This is a genomic window from Mucilaginibacter sp. R-33 (assembly GCF_049949235.1).
Lineage (GTDB): Bacteria > Bacteroidota > Bacteroidia > Sphingobacteriales > Sphingobacteriaceae > Mucilaginibacter.
On record NZ_CP188089.1, the window covers coordinates 1,539,099 to 1,557,209 of the forward strand.

Here is an 18,111-nt window from a genome sequence, read left to right on the forward strand (position 1 = left end):
ATTTTTTCCTGCGGATTACCCGCTCCGGAAAAAAGTAACCTGTTTGTTATGATGCATTCTGTACCCGATTTGTGTATTTGCAAAAAGATCAATACAGTGCTGGCAGGCACTGTGCGCGTTATACTCACCTTAGTCGTTTTGGCCAACCTCAGTTTCCTGGCAAATGCTCAAAAGCCTAACCTGAAATTTACCGCATTAACCACCAGGCAGGGGTTAATGGGTAACGCCGTAAATGCCATCGTAAAAGATAATAACGGGATGATGTGGGTTGGCACCTCAGAAAGCTTGAACAGGTATGACGGAAGGAAGTTTAAAGTTTATACATTGGGTGCCAAAAGGCAGGTAGAGCCAGGTTCCTACGAAATAAGCAGTATCAGCATGGACCGTGCCGGTACGCTATGGGTAGGCACTATCGGTTTTGGTTTGTATTATTACGATAAGGCCGCGGATGATTTCAAAAGCTTTAGTTCGCCCTTAAAAGGACAGCGTTTAAGCCAGGGTGTTATTACCGCCGTTTGTGCAAACGATAAAAATGAGATTTGGGTGGGAACGGTAAACGGCCTTGATGTGATCAGTCCCGATCGTATGCATATCAGCCATTTTGAAACCGGGACAGGCAAACCAGGGCTGATACCGGTTAAAAGCATGGGCTATATTTTTGAGGATAGTTACAGCAGGATGTGGGTTTGCACCAATTTAGGTTTGTATTTATATGATGATACGCATAAAGGTTTTAAAGCCTTCCGTCATCAAAAAAACGATACCCGTAGTTTACCCTCGGATGTTGTAATGACAGTTTCGGAGGATAAAGTGGGCAATTTGTGGGTAGGTACAGCTAATGGCTTAAGCCGCCTGGATAAGAATGGTGAACACTTTGTTAATTACTGTTATAATGATAAGGATGAGACGTCGCTATGTGGTGACATTGTTTACAGCATTGCCGCTGATGATAAAGACCACATTTGGGTTGGTACCGAAGGCGGTTTGAATGTTATGGATATCCACACCGGTAAATCCATCCGTTACCGTCATGATCCGCGCGATCCGTATAGTCTGAACAGTAAATCCATCCGCAGCATTTATATCGATTCTAAAGGTATTTATTGGGTGGGTACCTATATGGGTGGTATTAATAAATACGACAAAAACCTAACTTTGTTTAATTATGTGCAACCCACTGAGTTAGACCCTTACGGTTTACGCGCACCAATCGTATCATCTTTCGCGCAAAAAAATGACAATGAACTATACGTGGGAACGGACGGCGGCGGCCTTAGCATTTTCAACAACAAAACCAACCGTTTTACTCATATCGCAATCCAGCCTAAGGAAAAAATAAATTCGGCAGGCCTGCCTGTTCTGGCTATGTTATTAGATCATAAAAAACAACTTTGGATAGGAACATTTGGTCACGGGCTTTTTAAACTCAATACCGTAAACAATGGCTATACGCAATTCACGAGCGGTACCGGAAAGTTAAATATTAGTCAAAATAATATTTTCTGCTTCAAGGAAGACCGCCTTGGTAATGTATGGATAGGAACTAACGGTGCAGGTATCGATATTTTTGACGCGAAGGCTGATAGCTTCCGGCGGTTTAAACCCGCTTTAGTGTCCGTAAAAGGCTATAAAATGCCATCAAATGGTTATATCAGGGCTTTTGAAGAGGATAATGACGGTAATATGTGGATAGGGTCGTACGGTACGGGCATCGCTATTTATAACCCGGCTACCAAAGTGTTCGATACACTTAATCCAATCAACACAGGTTTGCCTATAGCAGAGGTGTTGTCTTTAAAACGCGATACTAACGGCAATATGTGGATAGGTACCAATGGCGATGGCCTTTTCTTTTATGACCATCGGCTTAAAAAAATAACCCCGTTTAAATACAATAGCCAGTTGCTGAACGGTGTAATTTGTAAAATTTTGCAGGATAAAACCAATAATATATGGTTCAGTACAAACCAGGGTATCGGAAGAATTGATCCGGCTGATCAGAAACTTTATGTTTATTGTAACGATAACGGGCTTCAAAACAATGTTTTTTTAAACGGATCGGGTATTATTGCCGCAGATGGCACGCTTTACTTTGGAGGGGTAGACGGGTTCAATTATTTTAAGGGATCAGATGTAAGGCTTAATAAAAACCTGCCGCCGGTTGTATTAACTACCCTGAGTATAGATAATAAACGTATTTCGCCCAACCGGGATAACCCCTTGCCTGTTAACATCAGTGAGGCAAGAGAAATAACCATAAAGTATAAACAAGACATCTCCATAAACTTTGTGGCGCTTAATTATACCCTTCCACAGCAAAATCGATATTCGTACATTTTAGAGGGATTTAGCAATACCTGGAAAAATGCAGGAACATCAACAACGGCCAGTTATACCAACCTTGATCCGGGAGAATACACATTCAGGGTACGGGCATCCAATAATGATGGTAAATGGAATGATACTGGTACATCCTTGAAAATTATAGTGAAGCCGCCATTTTGGATGACCATATATGCTTATGTGCTTTATGTTTTGCTGGCCTTTGGCGTGTTGTTGCTCATCCGCAGGCAGGGTGTTAAAAAGCTTAAAAAGAAATTGCACGATGAGCAGGAACGTAAAGCAGCCGAAGCCCGTCATGAACTGGATGAGATGAAAATTAAGTTTTTAACCAACCTGAGCCATGAATTCCGGACACCGATATCTTTGATAATGGCGCCTGTTGACAAGCTTTTGGAGCAGCCTAACAGCGGACCTGTTACCGAACAATTAGGTGTTATTAAAAGAAACTCGCGCAGGTTGCTTAACCTGGTTAACCAACTGCTCGATTTTAGGAAACTTGAAGAGAATGAGCTTAAGTTGAATTTGGTTGAAGGGGAATTTATTTCTTTTGTTCGCGAAGTAGCAGATTCGTTTTATGATCTGGCCAATAGAAAAAAAATTGTTACAGTATTTAAAACTGCCGGTGAAAGGTTATTTGTAAAATTTGATCATGATAAGGTTGAGCGAATATTATTTAACCTGCTATCCAACGCATTTAAATTTACGATGCCTGGCGGGCAAATTACTGTTGAAGTTACCGCCCCTGTCATATCAGAAGATGGCAATTCATACCAATTGGGTGTTTCGGTTGCGGATACAGGTACCGGTATAGCAGCCGAGGAGGTTAGGCACGTTTTTGACAGGTTTTACCAGGCAGATGCCCAGCCTGCCATACTTAACCAGGGAAGCGGGATTGGCCTATCGATAACACGTGAGCTTGTCCAATTGCATGGCGGCGAGATTGGTGTGAAAAGTGAATTAGGCAAAGGCTCAATTTTCTCCTTATCAATTTTGTTGCCTGTAATTAATCTATCAGAGACAGCAATGCATGGGCAAAATACGCCCGAGGCTGCCCCAATCGTTATCGACGATGACAAGAACAGTAAACCGAAGACGGCGATTGCCACTGGTGTTAACCAGCTGCATGTCCTGGTTATTGAAGATAATGATGAAATGAGGCAATACTTGTCAGAAAGCCTGGCTGCAACTTACAAAGTTTCGGAGGCAGCTAATGGCCGTGAAGGGTGGCATAAAGCACTTGCCGTACATCCCGACCTGATAGTTAGTGATATCAGCATGCCTTATATGGATGGGATCCAGCTAAGTTGTAAACTTAGGGCCGATAAAAGGACCAGCCATATCCCAATTATATTATTAACGGCGATGACCAGCCAGAAGGAGCAACTCGCAGGGCTGGAGTTGGGCGTGAACGATTACCTGACCAAACCTTTCAACTTCGATATCCTGAATATCAAAATTAAAAACCTGCTTCATCTAAATAAGTCGCTTAAAGAAACCTATCAGAAAAAAATAAAAGTTATCCCGGCAGACATGGATATCGAATCCTCGTCAGAAAGGTTCATTAAAGATGTGGTGATGTATATTGAGAAAAACATCAACAACCCTAAATTTTCCGTCGAGGAGATCAGCCATCATTTTAGTATGAGCAGGGGATCATTCTATAGCAAGATCACCGAACTAACCGGCGAGCCACCTGTGGAATTTATCCGCTCCATAAAACTGGACAAAGCAGCCATACTGCTCGAAAAAACCGATCTGACCATTGCCGAGATAGCATACTCCATCGGTTTTTCGACGCCTCATTATTTTACCAAATCATTCAAGGCAAAATATAATGTTCTGCCATCCGAGTACCGGGTGAAAAAAGTAGACGTCAAAAGCGTTGCTTAAGCAAGCTTTCATTTTAGCTGATAGAAAAATATCGATATTACCTCCCGGCATTCCCTGTTGTTTGAACAGGTACAGGATTGGTGATGGCCGGTGCCTTGTAACCCAACAGATTGAGCATTTGTAATCCGTATCGTGTGCCTAAAATTCGATAGCCCTCAGCGGTGAAGTGCAGCTTATCTGATGCAGCCGGGCAGCCGCTTGAATTGATCACATATGCGTTGGGGATAACTTCAGCAAGCTTATCAATTATGTGGTTCATAGCAGCGCACTTGCCGCCCTGGTCTTCATTAACAAGCTGGCCAGCCAGCAAGGGAACTTTTCTGGCCTTCAGGTGAAGATCTTTTAATAGCATATCATAAATGCTTTTCACTTTAAGTGTCCAAAGCGTATCATTTGGGTTAGATTCGCCCTGGTGCAGCAAGATGCCTTTAATCACGCCGGATTTTTGCGCCAGTTTAGCCATCTCCACTAAGTGGCCGTAGGGATTGCCTCCATATTCGTTGATCATATTCACCATCCAGGAAGGTGCGGTGGCTGCATAATCCTTATAACTGTCTTTTTGGAACAATTCAATTTTACAACCAGCTACCGATACGTTCACAATACCAACTGTTACATCGCTGGGCAGGGTTGCTATCAGGGTGCGGCCAAAGTAGTCGGCAGGGGTGAGGCCGGTATTGCAGCGTGCCAACGGTGGCACGGCGGTGTACCAGTTGCCCTTGGCCCGTTTAAGGTTAGGGCAGTCCACGGTTTCCAGTACTTGTAAACGCTGATCAACTATGGTATCCTGTGGCTGTATGCGGGCGTTACCTTCCATATTTGATTGACCGAAGCACAAAAAAATATAAAACTTTTTGTTTTGGGCTGATGCATTACCAACAAATAACAAGACGATTGCCAACAGGGTAAGAGAAAAGATCCTTAGATTCATTTGATGTTCTTTTAGGTTTTGCAGCAATCAAAATTGGCTGCCAGTCTGCTGATAAAAATAGGCCAACCTATAATCATACTATTACAACAATTGTTGAAAGTGCTATAACAATTGTTTAGGGCATTTTGCAATAGTCTACAAAGAACAGCAATAAGTTAGGAATGGGGGAGCGATTGTGCGTTTAGTAAACCAATGTGTTAACCTTTTCAACATGTGTGTCATTTAAAGTTTACCATCCTTAATACATTTGATTGCTTGAGGTGTACTAATCCTGGACTACATAACCTTAACAAAGTTTACTGATATGATCAATAATTATTTGTAGCATTTGCGTTAACGCGCAAATACTTTATCACATACTTACAAGATATAATACCTCACCTTTATTACTTTTCTTTTTTTAAAATTGGTTGTAAGGACAGCGCGAGGCTGTCCTTATTTGTTTCCTGTAAGCAGGTATGCTAAAAATATTTATTATTTCTATAGCTATAAATCAATAAGATTTATTGTTTTAACAATACCTAAATACCGTGTTTCGGGCAAGTTTCGCAATCGATTGTTGTTGGCGGTATTTTTGCCTTCAAATTAACAAACCAGTGCCAGTTTCTGGTAAAGAAAATCACCAGTGTTCAACTCGTTTTGATTTTTGTTTTGTATTTAAATAGCTTAAAATCAATTATTTGTAATTTTTATCGGTCTCAAAAATCTACATTGAGGCACGTCATATATCATGCGGGAAAACTGTTTTAACATGGAAAGAAAACCTTGTTGTAGGGAACTTGCTTAAACAAATGTTGTAAGATTAAGATAAATACTGCGCTACCTACTAAACCGCGAAAGATAATTTTACCCCTGTTATTACAATCTGCTTTTAGCCGGCTGTAACAATAAGTACTGTTGGCATTACAACGTACAGATTACCAATTATAAACATGTTGACCAATAATGGAGCATTCGTGGCATTTGTCGTTTGCTGTCCGGTTCGGCGTGGGATACTGTTTGAAATTGAAAACTAATAACACCTACATATCAATTATCAATCAATTAACTAACAAGAAAAATTATGGAAAGACAAAAAAGAGATTTTCAGATCCTGGATAAGTACGGAACAGCTAACGGATAGGTTTCGTCGTTCATTTAAATCCGGTAGTTACCATTAGGTAAGGCCAGGATAATTTTAGGCATTTACAGCTTAAACGATATCGGTAAATGTTGCCCCGAGAGCAAATCACGTCAACGTTTCCTTAATCGAATCGAAAATTTTAAACCTTAATAACATGAAGTATTCTTTACAAAAAATTTATAATAACAAATGGCGTTACGCTACGCTCATCTTAACCGGATGCGCGCTCGCAATGCCATCGGTGTCAATTGCACATAATCGTGGTTCAGCAGGTTCATTGAATGGCATTACCATTAACAAAAATGGCGCTTTGAAAATGAAGCCTGCATTCAACGTTTCGGGCAAAGTTACTGATGACGATAACCAACCCCTGCCCGGCGTAGCGGTTTCCATAAAAGGCACAACACAAGGCGTAACTACTGATGCCGGCGGTAACTTCAAAATAGCAGTGCCCGGAAATTCAGCCGTGCTCGTTTTCAAATTAATTGGTTTTGCACAGCAAGAGATAACGGTTACCAGCGCTGCCGAGCTAAAGGTGCAAATGAAAAAAGATACCAAGAACCTGGAAGAGGTTGTTGTGGTTGGTTACGGATCGCAAAAACGTGCTAAGGTAACGGGAGCGGTTTCATCGGTTAGCGGCAAAACTCTTGCCTCTCTGCCTGTGGGTGGCATTGAAGCTTTGCAAGGCCGTATAGCTGGTCTTACTGTTACCAATAACGGCGGTCCGGGAACCGGGGCTATTATTTCATTGCGTGGTATTAGCTCTGTGAATTTCGGATCTGATCCTTTATACATCGTTGATGGATATCCGGGCAGCCTCACAGGCGTTGATATTAAGGATATTCAAAGTATCGACGTGTTGAAGGATGCGAGTGCTGCGGCGATCTATGGTTCCAGGGGTACAAATGGTGTTATTATTATAACCACTAAAAAGGGGAGCAACAATAGCCGCACAGAGGTAACTATCGACTCATACTATGGCATACAAAATGTAATCAAAAAGTATGACCTGCTTAATACCCAGCAATACTTGCAATATGAGCGCGCTCTTAACGGTTCAGCCACTCCTGTTATAGCCATACCGCCGCGCCTGCTGCCAGAAAACTTTAACAAACCAATTTATGCGGGTAGTTCCCAAACCTTTGCTCAAACAAATACCAACTGGCAGGACGCGTATTTCAGGAGTAATGCTCCGATTCAGCAGCACAATGTGGCATTGAGCGGCGGCAACGCGGTGACCCGCTTTTATACTTCGGCAAATTACTTCGATCAGCAGGGTATCGCCCAGGGCTTAAGCGCTTACCACAAGGCGATTCGGGTTAACGCCGATCATACGATTGGTAAAATCCTGTCGTTTGGCGAAACATTCAATGCCATCATCAATCATCAGCGTTACGGCGTAGATGCGGGTAACCGTTCTGCCATAACAAATGTGGTGAGGATGCAGCCATATCTGCCAATCTACAATCCAAATAATGCCGGCGGGTTTATGGGGCCGCAAAATAGTTTCGATGGCTCAGACCCAACCAACCCGATTGAAGCGGCCAAACTGATTGATAATACCAATCACGGTTATACAATCCACGGTAATGCGTATGCCACGCTGAAGTTTGCTTCATGGCTTAACTTTAAATCAATTTATGGTATTGATTATGGCAGCAACATGAATAATACTTACACACCTATTTATAATGACGGAGGTACTTCTCAATCGCCAACCGCAGTTATTAATTATACCAGGGGCGCCAGCACCACGCAACTGTACTCGCAGCAGCTTACTTTCGATAAAACGTTCGGCAACAAGCACCATGTTAATGCCGTTTTAGTTTACGAGGCCCAAAGCTCACGCGGCGACAACCAGGTTTCTTCGGGTAACCAAAATACCAATACGGTAAGGACACTAAATGGCGCGACTAATCTTTTCACTAATTATACCTATGGCACTAATCTCCTTGTTTCAGAAGTAGCTCGTTTGGGTTATGATTTTGAAGGCAAATATCTGATATCAGGCTCTATACGCCGCGACGGTTTATCTGTATTTGCGCCGGGGCATAAACATGAAAGTTTCCCTGCCGCGTCATTAGGCTGGAAGGTAGACCAGGAAGATTTCATGAAGTCGCTCAAGTCGGTTTCGTCATTAAAACTGAGGGCGGGTTACGGTGTAACAGGTATCAATGGCACCGTATTGGGCAATTATCCTTATTTGCAACCTATATCATCTAACATAGCTACCTATCCGTTCAACGGTTCACTGGCCGATCTTGGAAATGCTTCGTTTTACAGTGGTTTAAGTAACCTCAATTTGTCATGGGAAACAACTAAACAAACCAACATTGGTTTAGATCTGGGCTTGTTCCAGGATGTCTTTACATTATCTGCCGAGGTTTATACCAGGAAAACCGATAACCTTCTATTAACCGTACCTACCTCGCCCAGCCTTGGTTTTAACGGTACCGGGACTTTAGCTAACGTGGGTTCAATGCGTAACCGCGGTTTTGAAGTTAGTTTAGGTTATCATAAAACACACGGCGAATTTAAATATGATATTACCGGAAATTTTTCCCTGAACAGAAACAAGATTTTAACGCTTAGTACCGCCAATGCTTCCATTACCGCCGGCGGCGATGCGGATTATGGCGGTGGTGATCCTATAACCAAAACAGCAGTTGGGCAGCCGGTGCAATCATTCTTTGGCTATATTGCAGATGGGATATTCCAAAACGCTGGTGAAGTTGCCAATTCAGCAAAGCAAACAAATGCCGCTCCCGGCGATATTAAGTTCAGGGATATAAACCACGATGGTGTTATCACTGATGCCGACCGCACTTTTATTGGTAGCTATCTGCCAAAATTCACCTACTCGTTAAACTACAGCGCTTCCTATAAAAATTTCGACGCGATAGTCTTTTTCCAAGGTGTTTATGGCAACAAGATATTTAATGGCGAAAGGATTATCCTCGAAGGCATGCCAAGGCTTTTCAATGCGGGTACCAATGTGTTAAAGGCATGGACACCTACAAATACCAACACAAATATCCCGCGCGCCATTTCAGGCGATCCGAACGGCAACAAAAGGCCTTCAACCAGGTGGATTGAAAGCGGTTCATACCTGCGGGTTAAAAACATGCAGATAGGCTATAATTTCCCAACTTCATGGTTAAAGTCAAAAACAGACAACGCGTTGAACAGGCTCAGGATTTATGTGGCATCAACCAATCTTTTAACATTTACTAAATATAAAGGTCTTGATCCCGAAATCGGCTCTCGTAATGGTACCCTTACCAACGGTATTGATTACGGCCAGTACCCGCAGCCAAGAACAGTTCAGCTGGGTTTACAGGCGACCTTTTAACGATTAATTTAAAAAGATACAGCAATGAAAACGAAGAAAATATACATATGGTCGGCCCTTACAGCTATTATGGTAACGGCAACGGTTAACTCATGCAAAAAAGGGTCCCTTGACACCAGCGATCCTAACAATGTAACAACGAACCAATATTACAAAACCAGCGATCAGTTAACCAAGGGGGTAAACGCTATTTATGTTGCCATTCATAGCCTGGGGCTGGTATCAAGGGAGTGGTTTTTTATTCACGATCTCAGAAGTGATGAGGTTGCAAGCGGCGGCGGGCAGCTCGAAGCCCCAAGGGGACAGATGCTTAACGGCAATGTTGATCCTGCCAACTCAGTGATGAATTCTGTTTGGAATACCTGGTACACAACTATTTTCAGGGCGAATGTAGTTATTGCGAATGGGCCTAATGTAACTGATAACACGGCCCTACGCGACCGGTTGGTTGGCGAGGCTAAGTTTTTGCGCGCCTGGGCTTATTTCGACCTGGTTTCACAATGGGGAGGGGTGCCTGTTTATACATCGCCTGCTCAGGCAGTTAGCGATTTTCAGCCACGCTCATCCGAAACTGAGGTTTATGCTTTAATTGTTAAAGACCTTCAGGATGCGGCAGCCGTTCTCCCTGAGAAAACCGGTACCGATAAAGGCCGGGCAACCGCTTCTGCGGCAAATGCTATGCTGGGCCGTGTGTTGATGCAAACCGGCGATTATGCCGGTGCTAAAGCTGCGCTTTTAAAAATCCCTACAACTGGAGCAAACGGCTATACCCTTACTGCCAGGTACCTTGACAACTTTGAGGAGGAGACCGAATTCAATAGCGAATCCATCTTCGAGATCGTATTTGTTGACAAAGGTGACGGCGGATTTAACTGGGGCGGTGACAGTCCTACTGAAGCGCAGTCTACCGTACGTAACCAGGAATACAACCCGATAGCATGGAGAAACCTTATTCCATCAAACAAATTGATTAACGAATTTGAGAACACTGCTACCGGCGCGGCCAAATCTGATCCCCGTTTTCACTACACCTGTTATCAATCGGGCGACACTTATAATAAAGGCGCGTCGGTACTTACAGACGGCGACCAGAACGGTAATTCTTCGGTGATGAACGGTGTTACCAAAAAGATTAGTTTCCGTAAGTTCATGATCATTTACAAGGAAGGTTTGCCGGCAGCGGGTTTCCACCCGGGCGGCAATAATCAACGCATTATCCGTTATGGCGAGGTTTTATTGATGCTGGCCGAATGTGAAAATGAGCTGGGTAATACTGCAGCAGCAGTTAACTACCTCAATATGATTCGTGCACGTGCGGATGTTGCTATGCCGCCTTATCCAACAGCGCAATTTCCTGTAGCGTCAAAAGCTGATGTGGTAAAAGCTATCATGCACGAAAAAATGGTGGAAATGGGTTGCGAAGAAATAAGAAATATCGACATCCTTCGCTGGAGGAAAAAGCAATACTTCACCACTGACCCATTCCCATATTTCAGAAAAGGAAGAGATGAGCTATTGCCAATTCCTCAGGCCGAGCTGGATAATAACCCTAAGGTAAACGGACATCAAAATCCCGGTTATTAATAATTATATTGCAGATAACCGTTAAAAGTATCTGTTTCAGTACTTGTTAAAAAAGATAGGCTGTGCATAACAGCCTATCTTTTCCGTGTAAACCAATTTATAGATGAAGAAATTTTACCCTGCTTTACTACTGGTTAGCGTTGTTGTTTTTTCGTGTGCAAAAAAGAAAGCGACACTGTTTGAGTTGATACCCTCATCCCACTCCGGTATCACCTTTAATAATTTAATTACCGAGAACGACTCTATCAATCCGATTGATAATGCCAACGTTTACAACGGCGGCGGAGTTGGTATAGGCGATTTCAATAATGATGGCTTTCAGGATATTTACTTTTCGGGTAATATGGTATCAAACAGGCTGTACCTAAACCGTGGCGACTTCAAGTTCGATGATATCACAGATAAAGCCGGAGTTAATGGTTTAGGAAAATGGGGCAGAGGCGTTGCCGTTATTGATATAAATAACGATGGCTTGCAGGATATTTATGTATGCAATTCGCTGCTACAGGATAGCGTTAAAAGGCAAAATTTGCTTTACATAAACCAGGGGGCAGATAAAGAGGGGATACCGCACTTTAAGGAAGAAGGCAAAGAATACGGCCTAAATATACATGCATACTCTACCATGGCAGCCTTTTTTGATTACAATAACGATGGCAAGCTTGACATGTATCTTACTGTTAACCGCCCCGGCGATGGCTATTACGCGAACCAGTTTCGTCCGATAATTGCGGACGGCAGCGGTAAGAGTACAGGGAGGTTATATGAAAGCAAATGGGATGACCAGCTTAAACACCCGGTGTTTAGCGATGTATCCAAAAAAACCGGTATATCCATTGAAGGCTATGGGCACGCGGCTACTATTGTGGATATAAACAAAGACGGGTGGAAGGACATTTATGTTACCAATGATTTTATATCACCCAATATTCTCTACATCAATAACGGTGATGGTACATTCACCAATAGATCTAAAGAATACTTTAAGCATACTTCGATGAACTCGATGGGGCAGGACATCGAAGATTTAAATAACGACGGTTTGGCCGATGTATTTGAACTGGACATGTCACCACCGGATAATTACCGGAAAAAAATGATGTCGATGCCGGAAAGCTACCAGTCGTACGAGTTATTTAATCATTATGCATACCAATATCAATATGCGCGTAACACCTTACAGATAAACCAGGGGCCGGGATTGGGGCAGAATGATTCTATCAAGAACCCCGTATTCAGTGAAACCGGGTTTTTGAGCGGAGTTACTGAGACCGACTGGAGCTGGACTCCTTTGATAACAGATTTCAACAATGATGGTTACCGCGATATCATTGTAACCAATGGATTTCCGAAGGATGTTACTGATCACGATTTTATAGTTTTCAGAAACAATCCTTATGCTACGGCCTCAAAAAAAGCTGTTATTGATCAGATTCCCACGGTCAAGATCCACAATTATGCTTTTCAAAATAATGACGACCTAAACTTTGGTGATGTTTCCAGCCAATGGGGATTGGATTTACCGACCTTTTCAAACGGCGCTGCTTATGCAGATCTGAACAATGACGGGGCAATGGATATGGTGATCAATAACATCAATGACGAAGCGCTTATCTATAAAAACAATAGCCGGGTACTTACCTCCAAACCATCAAATTACTTGCAGGTAAAATTGAATGGCAACAACTTTAACAGGGATGGCATTGGTGCCTGGGTAGATATCTATTATGCAGGCAAGCAACACCAGGTATACGAGAACAATCCTTATCGTGGATATTTATCTTCTATCCAAAACATCGCGCACTTTGGCCTCGGCAAAGTCAATAAGCTCGATTCTGTAGTAGTGAGATGGCCGAATAATTATAAGCAGGTAATAAAAAATGTAAGCGCTAACCAAACGCTGAAAGTGAATATCAATGATGCGCGTCAGCCTTATAGTTGGGTTATACCCCAAAAAAACAGGGGTGCACTGTTTACAGAAGTTACAGGTACGGCAGGTATTAGTTACAGGCACAAGGATGATGATTTTCCGGATTTTACCATCCAGAAATTATTGCCTCATAAATTTTCGGCGTATGCTCCGGCGCTTGCAGCCGAAGATGTTGATGGCAACGGGCTTGATGATATTGCTATCGGTGGTAACAAGAAATTTCCCGCTCAGGTTTTCCTGCAGCAGGCTAACGGTAAATTTAATCAGCGAAATTTAATTGATGTAAAACCGGACAGTGCAAATTATAAGGATGAAAGTTTATTGTTCTTTGATGCCGATGGCGATGGGAAGCCAGATCTGTATATGGCCAGCGGGGGATATGAAAGCGCGCCGGGTTCAAAAAATTATGCAGACCGCATCTACCTCAACGATGGCCGCGGGCGTTTCAGCGAACAAAAAGGTGCCTTACCCGGTAATTTTACAAGTAAGCTATGTGTCAGAGCGTTCGATTATAATAAGGATGGCAAGCTCGACTTGCTGGTAACCGGTCGGGTTGATCCCTGGCATTATCCCAACCCGGTATCCAGTTTTATTTTACGAAACGACAGTAAACCCGGGAAGCTGCAATTTACAGATGTAACGGCATCAGTTGCCCCTTGCTTAAAAAATCTGGGGCTAACCTGTGATGCCCTGGTTACAGATTATGATAATGACGGTTGGCCGGATCTTGTTATAGCGGGTGAATGGATGCCCATTACGTTTATCAAAAACGTTGGGGGCAAATTCGTTAACTCCACAGCAGCGTCTGGTATTGCTGATAAGATCGGCTGGTGGAATTCCATCGCGGCCGGCGATTTCAGGCATTGCGGTAAGATAGACTATATTGTTGGCAACCTGGGAAAGAATAGTTTTTTCAAAGCCAGCGATAAAGAGCCCGTATATATCACGGCAGGCGATTTTGATAAACGTAAAACCACTGATGCCTTTCCATCCCTATTCCTCCCCGACACTGACGGGGTGAAACGTGAATTTCCATCTTTTGTTCGCGACGATGCTATTAAGCAAATGATCAGTCTCCGAAAAAAGTTTGTTAATTACAGATCCTTTGGCCACGCAACGTTGCAGGATTTGTTATCGCCTGAACAACTGAAAAATGCCTTGCGGTTAAAAGCCAATACGCATACTTCATGTTATCTCGAAAATTTAGGAAACGGGAAATTTAAAATGTACCCTCTGCCAAACTATGCGCAGGTTTCTGCCATTAACGGAATGGTAGTGGATGATTTTGACGGTGATGGCAATTTAGACGTAGCTATTAACGGGAATGATTACGGCACAAATGTTTCGGTAGGCCGGTACGATGCCTTAAACGGATTGCTTTTAAAAGGCGATGGCAAAGGAGGGTTTAAGCCATTGACGATTTTGCAAAGCGGGATCTGTTTTCCCGGCGATGGGAAAGCCCTGGTAAAACTTAAGGGGAAAGATAACCGGTATTACCTCGCGGCCAGCGAGCACAATGGCAATTTGAAGTTGTTAAAACTCAACCCACCGGGAAAAACCATAAAGATCGGGCCGCAGGATGCCTATGCGGAAGTATATGCAAAAGATGGTTCGGTTACCCGGCAGGAGTTCTATTACGGCTCATCTTTTTTATCGCAGTCGGCAAGGTTTCTGAAAGTAAACCCGGGTATGCAGAAAGTTAAGATTGTATCTAACGATAGCCGGGGTAGGGAAATTAAGTTTCAATGATCTGCTTGTGGTGTTCATCATTTAAACATAGTGAGTATTGACCGGGATCTTAAGAAAAAATAATGTGTAGCTAATTTTACTGAAGGAATGCCAAAGAATGTAATTGTCAATTTTGCTTTGAATTTGGCCCGTGAAAAGACGTCGTTAAGTATTTATGCAAAATTTTTGCTTTTGATACTGGCCATGTCATTTGTTATATCATGCCATGATTCATCGGAGGGTAAAATGATCCGGATCATTGCCGGTCTGAATCAAAAGGATTACAACAGCCGTAATCCGTTTTGTCCCGAAGCGAAGGTGGCGCAATGCGATAGCTTGCTTAAACTGCCGGGCCGGGAAAATGATTTTTATCTTTTAAATACCAAAGCCAAGCTGTTACTGGAAACGGGTGACGAAAAACAGGCCGTTACCATCTACGAAAAAATGGCGAGGGGAGCCGATAGCTCAAAACGTGATTTATTTGAACCGGATATGGCACTGGCCTACATGCGGTTAGGCGAACGGACTAATTGTATGTTGAACCACAACCGGATGTCATGTACTTATCCTATAAGGGGTGATGCAATTCACGTGAATCAAACAGGTTCGCGACATGCCATTGCAGTTTATGAAAGTATTTTGAAGAAGCATCCGGCCGACCTGGAATCCCGCTGGATGCTCAATATCGCTTACATGACACTGGGGCACTACCCCGATAGTGTGCCCAAGCCCTTTTTAATCCCAGATCTCAATAAAACATCCGCGACAAAAATAAAGTCGTTTACCGATATGGCTGCCGATGTTGGTATTAAACTGAGAAGCAGGGCGGGTGGCGTTATAGCGGATGATTTCAATAACGACGGTTACCTTGACATAGTAACTTCAGGAACGGAACTTGATGATCAAATGCATTATTTTCAAAATAACCAGGACGGAACATTTATTGACAAGTCTGAAACAAGCGGGTTGCGGAAGTTTACCGGTGGGCTGAATATTCAGCAAACTGATTACAACAACGATGGGAAGATGGACATTTTTGTACTGCGGGGTGCATGGAAAAAAAACGGTTTTGGCAACCAGCCTGCCTCCCTGCTGCGTAACAATGGCGATGGCACATTCACGGATGTGACGATACCTGCCGGGTTATTTTTTTATCATCCTACCCAGGCGGCGGTCTGGGCCGATTTTAATAATGACGGATGGCTCGATGTATTTGTAGGAGCGGAGGGTTTTAACAACGGCGACAGCGTCAATATCCACCGGAGCATGCTTTATATAAATAACCGGAACAACACCTTTACTGAGGTTAGCCATAAAGCACATTGCGATGTAATGTCATACGTGAAAGGGGTTACATCGGCAGATTTTAACCATGACGGATGGCCGGATGTTTTTATTTCGACAATGGACGGGCGTAAGTACCTTTTAAAAAATAAAGGTACCAGCTGGAATATCCCCGACTTTGAAGACGTTACCAAACAATCGGGGATATTGGCAAATACCAACAGTACTTTTACTACCTGGTTTTTTGATTACAACAATGATGGCTGGCAGGATATCCTGATTGCAGATTACAAATTCGAGGCCCCGCTGGGATATTATTCGGCTGCTGAAGCGCTCGGAAAGGCCATACCCAATGCGGGAAATATTTACCTGTATAAAAATAACCATAACGGCACTTTCACTGATGTTACCAAACAAACGGGCCTTGATAAAGTAGTGTTCAGCATGGGGGCAAACTTTGGTGATATTGATAACGACGGCTTTCCCGACCTGTATTTTGGCACAGGCAACCCCGATTTTGGCTCCCTTATACCCAATAAGATGTTCAGGAACGTAGACGGGCAGCGGTTTGAGGACGTTACAGGCGTCTCCGGGACGGGGAATCTGCAAAAAGGCCACGGCGTCGCGTTTGCAGATTTCAGGAACCGTGGTTTACAGGATATCTTCATTGAAATGGGCGGGGCTTACGCCGGCGATGCCTATACCAGTGCCTTGTACGTAAACCCTGGTCAGAACGATAATAACTGGATAAGTATAAAGGCAGAAGGGATAAAAAGTAATAAGGTTGCCATTGGCAGTCGGTTAAAAATAACATTTGTTGACAATGGTGTTAAAAGAAGTGTTTACCGCGACCTAAACTCGGGCGGCAGTTTTGGCTCATCACCAATACAGGCGGAAATAGGGATGGGGCATGCCGGGCTTATCGAAGAGCTTGAAATAACATGGGCTGGCAGCCATACCGTTCAACGGTTTCGTAATTTGCAGGTAAACCAGTTTTACCACATTACAGAAGGAAAAGGGAAAGTGGCCCTGATTCAATTAAAAAAACTTAGTATCAATAATATGGCGATGAAAATGTGAGATCTCGCTTAAATCGAGATAGCTATCGGTTAATTCACCAGCACTTACACCAAATAAGCTCGGGACGATATGTGGGAGCATAAAAAAGGCAATCAACGTAAAAGGCTGTTTGATCAAGAGCGTTTCCGGTTGGATTGTTTGTCCATGGAGGTTAAGATATCCGGTATCCGATCGAGAACGCTTTCCTAATGCCGTTTGAAATACCAGTGTAGGGCAGCCATTGGCATAAAGCGGCAAAATAAAATCAGCACCGAGGGTTTTGCTTCAAAGATGAGTATATCAGCGACATATTCGTCAAGGTCGGGAGGCGGAAACAACGTAATTATATTCACCGATTTCTAAATTACTTCTTTCAATTAATAAAATAAAATTATCTTTGTAACTAAGATAATCAAAGTTATAAAGATATTGTGAAAAGCGAAGCTATTACCCGGATAAGAAAACTAAGCCAGCTGTATGCTTATACATCCATTCAAATGCATGAAAATATTGCTCGAAAAGCCGGGCTATCAGGTACCGATCAGAAATACCTGGGCTTTTTCCTGGTGAAAGGGGCCATGACAGCCGGCGAACTTATGGAAGTAACCGGGCTTACCAGCGGCGCTGTTACGGGTTTGATTGACCGGTTTGAGAAAAAAGACCTGGTCAAAAGAGAATTTGCGAAAACGGACAGGCGAAAAGTACTGGTAGTGCCGGATACTGAAAAGATAATGCAGCTCATGGCCCCGCTTTACAAGGATTATCGCAGCCATTCGGAGCAATTGATCGGTTCTTTCGCTGAAAAAGATTTAAAAATCATCGAAAAATTTTTGGAAGGATCGATTGCAATTATGAGTGAAACAGTCAATCGGTTTAAAGACAAGTAA

General features: G+C 43.1%; 8 protein-coding genes. 6 read left to right on the forward strand and 2 right to left on the reverse strand.

Annotation, left to right across the window (positions count from 1 at the left end; translation table 11 throughout):
- Positions 1–48: 48 nt before the first annotated feature.
- On the forward strand, positions 49–4,233 hold the full coding sequence (locus ACP26M_RS06585) for a hybrid sensor histidine kinase/response regulator transcription factor (protein WP_426587257.1): 4,185 nt from the start codon (positions 49–51) through the stop codon (positions 4,231–4,233).
- Between the two features lie 37 nt (positions 4,234–4,270).
- On the opposite strand, the gene ACP26M_RS06590 is transcribed toward ACP26M_RS06585, so the two are convergent.
- Positions 4,271–5,164 (reverse strand): sialate O-acetylesterase, encoded by an 894-nt coding sequence (locus ACP26M_RS06590; RefSeq protein ID WP_426587259.1) that lies wholly within the window; start codon positions 5,162–5,164, stop codon positions 4,271–4,273.
- Positions 5,165–6,441: 1,277 nt separating this feature from the next.
- On the opposite strand from ACP26M_RS06590, the gene ACP26M_RS06595 reads away from it, so the two are divergent.
- The 4 genes from ACP26M_RS06595 to ACP26M_RS06610 all read left to right on the forward strand — a co-directional run bounded on the left by ACP26M_RS06595 (position 6,442) and on the right by ACP26M_RS06610 (position 17,245).
- Positions 6,442–9,639 carry a SusC/RagA family TonB-linked outer membrane protein gene (locus ACP26M_RS06595; protein WP_426587261.1) on the forward strand — a complete coding sequence of 1,066 codons (3,198 nt, stop codon included), beginning with the start codon at positions 6,442–6,444 and terminating at the stop codon, positions 9,637–9,639.
- Between the two features lie 24 nt (positions 9,640–9,663).
- Positions 9,664–11,223, forward strand: coding sequence for a RagB/SusD family nutrient uptake outer membrane protein (locus tag ACP26M_RS06600; protein WP_426587263.1), 1,560 nt, complete (start codon positions 9,664–9,666; stop codon positions 11,221–11,223).
- A gap of 103 nt (positions 11,224–11,326) precedes the next feature.
- Positions 11,327–14,902 carry a VCBS repeat-containing protein gene (locus ACP26M_RS06605; protein ID WP_426587265.1) on the forward strand — a complete coding sequence of 1,192 codons (3,576 nt, stop codon included), beginning with the start codon at positions 11,327–11,329 and terminating at the stop codon, positions 14,900–14,902.
- Positions 14,903–14,989: 87 nt separating this feature from the next.
- Positions 14,990–17,245, forward strand: coding sequence for an FG-GAP-like repeat-containing protein (locus ACP26M_RS06610; RefSeq protein ID WP_426587267.1), 2,256 nt, complete (start codon positions 14,990–14,992; stop codon positions 17,243–17,245).
- On the opposite strand, the gene ACP26M_RS06615 is transcribed toward ACP26M_RS06610, so the two are convergent.
- Entirely contained in the window at positions 17,204–17,482 is a 279-nt protein-coding gene (locus ACP26M_RS06615; protein WP_426587269.1) for a DUF6597 domain-containing transcriptional factor, read from the reverse strand. The genes ACP26M_RS06610 and ACP26M_RS06615 overlap by 42 nt on opposite strands.
- Positions 17,483–17,655: 173 nt before the next feature.
- Here ACP26M_RS06615 and ACP26M_RS06620 point away from each other — a divergent pair, with 173 nt between their 5' ends.
- Positions 17,656–18,111, forward strand: a complete 456-nt coding sequence (locus ACP26M_RS06620) for a MarR family winged helix-turn-helix transcriptional regulator (protein ID WP_426587271.1) — start codon at positions 17,656–17,658, stop codon at positions 18,109–18,111.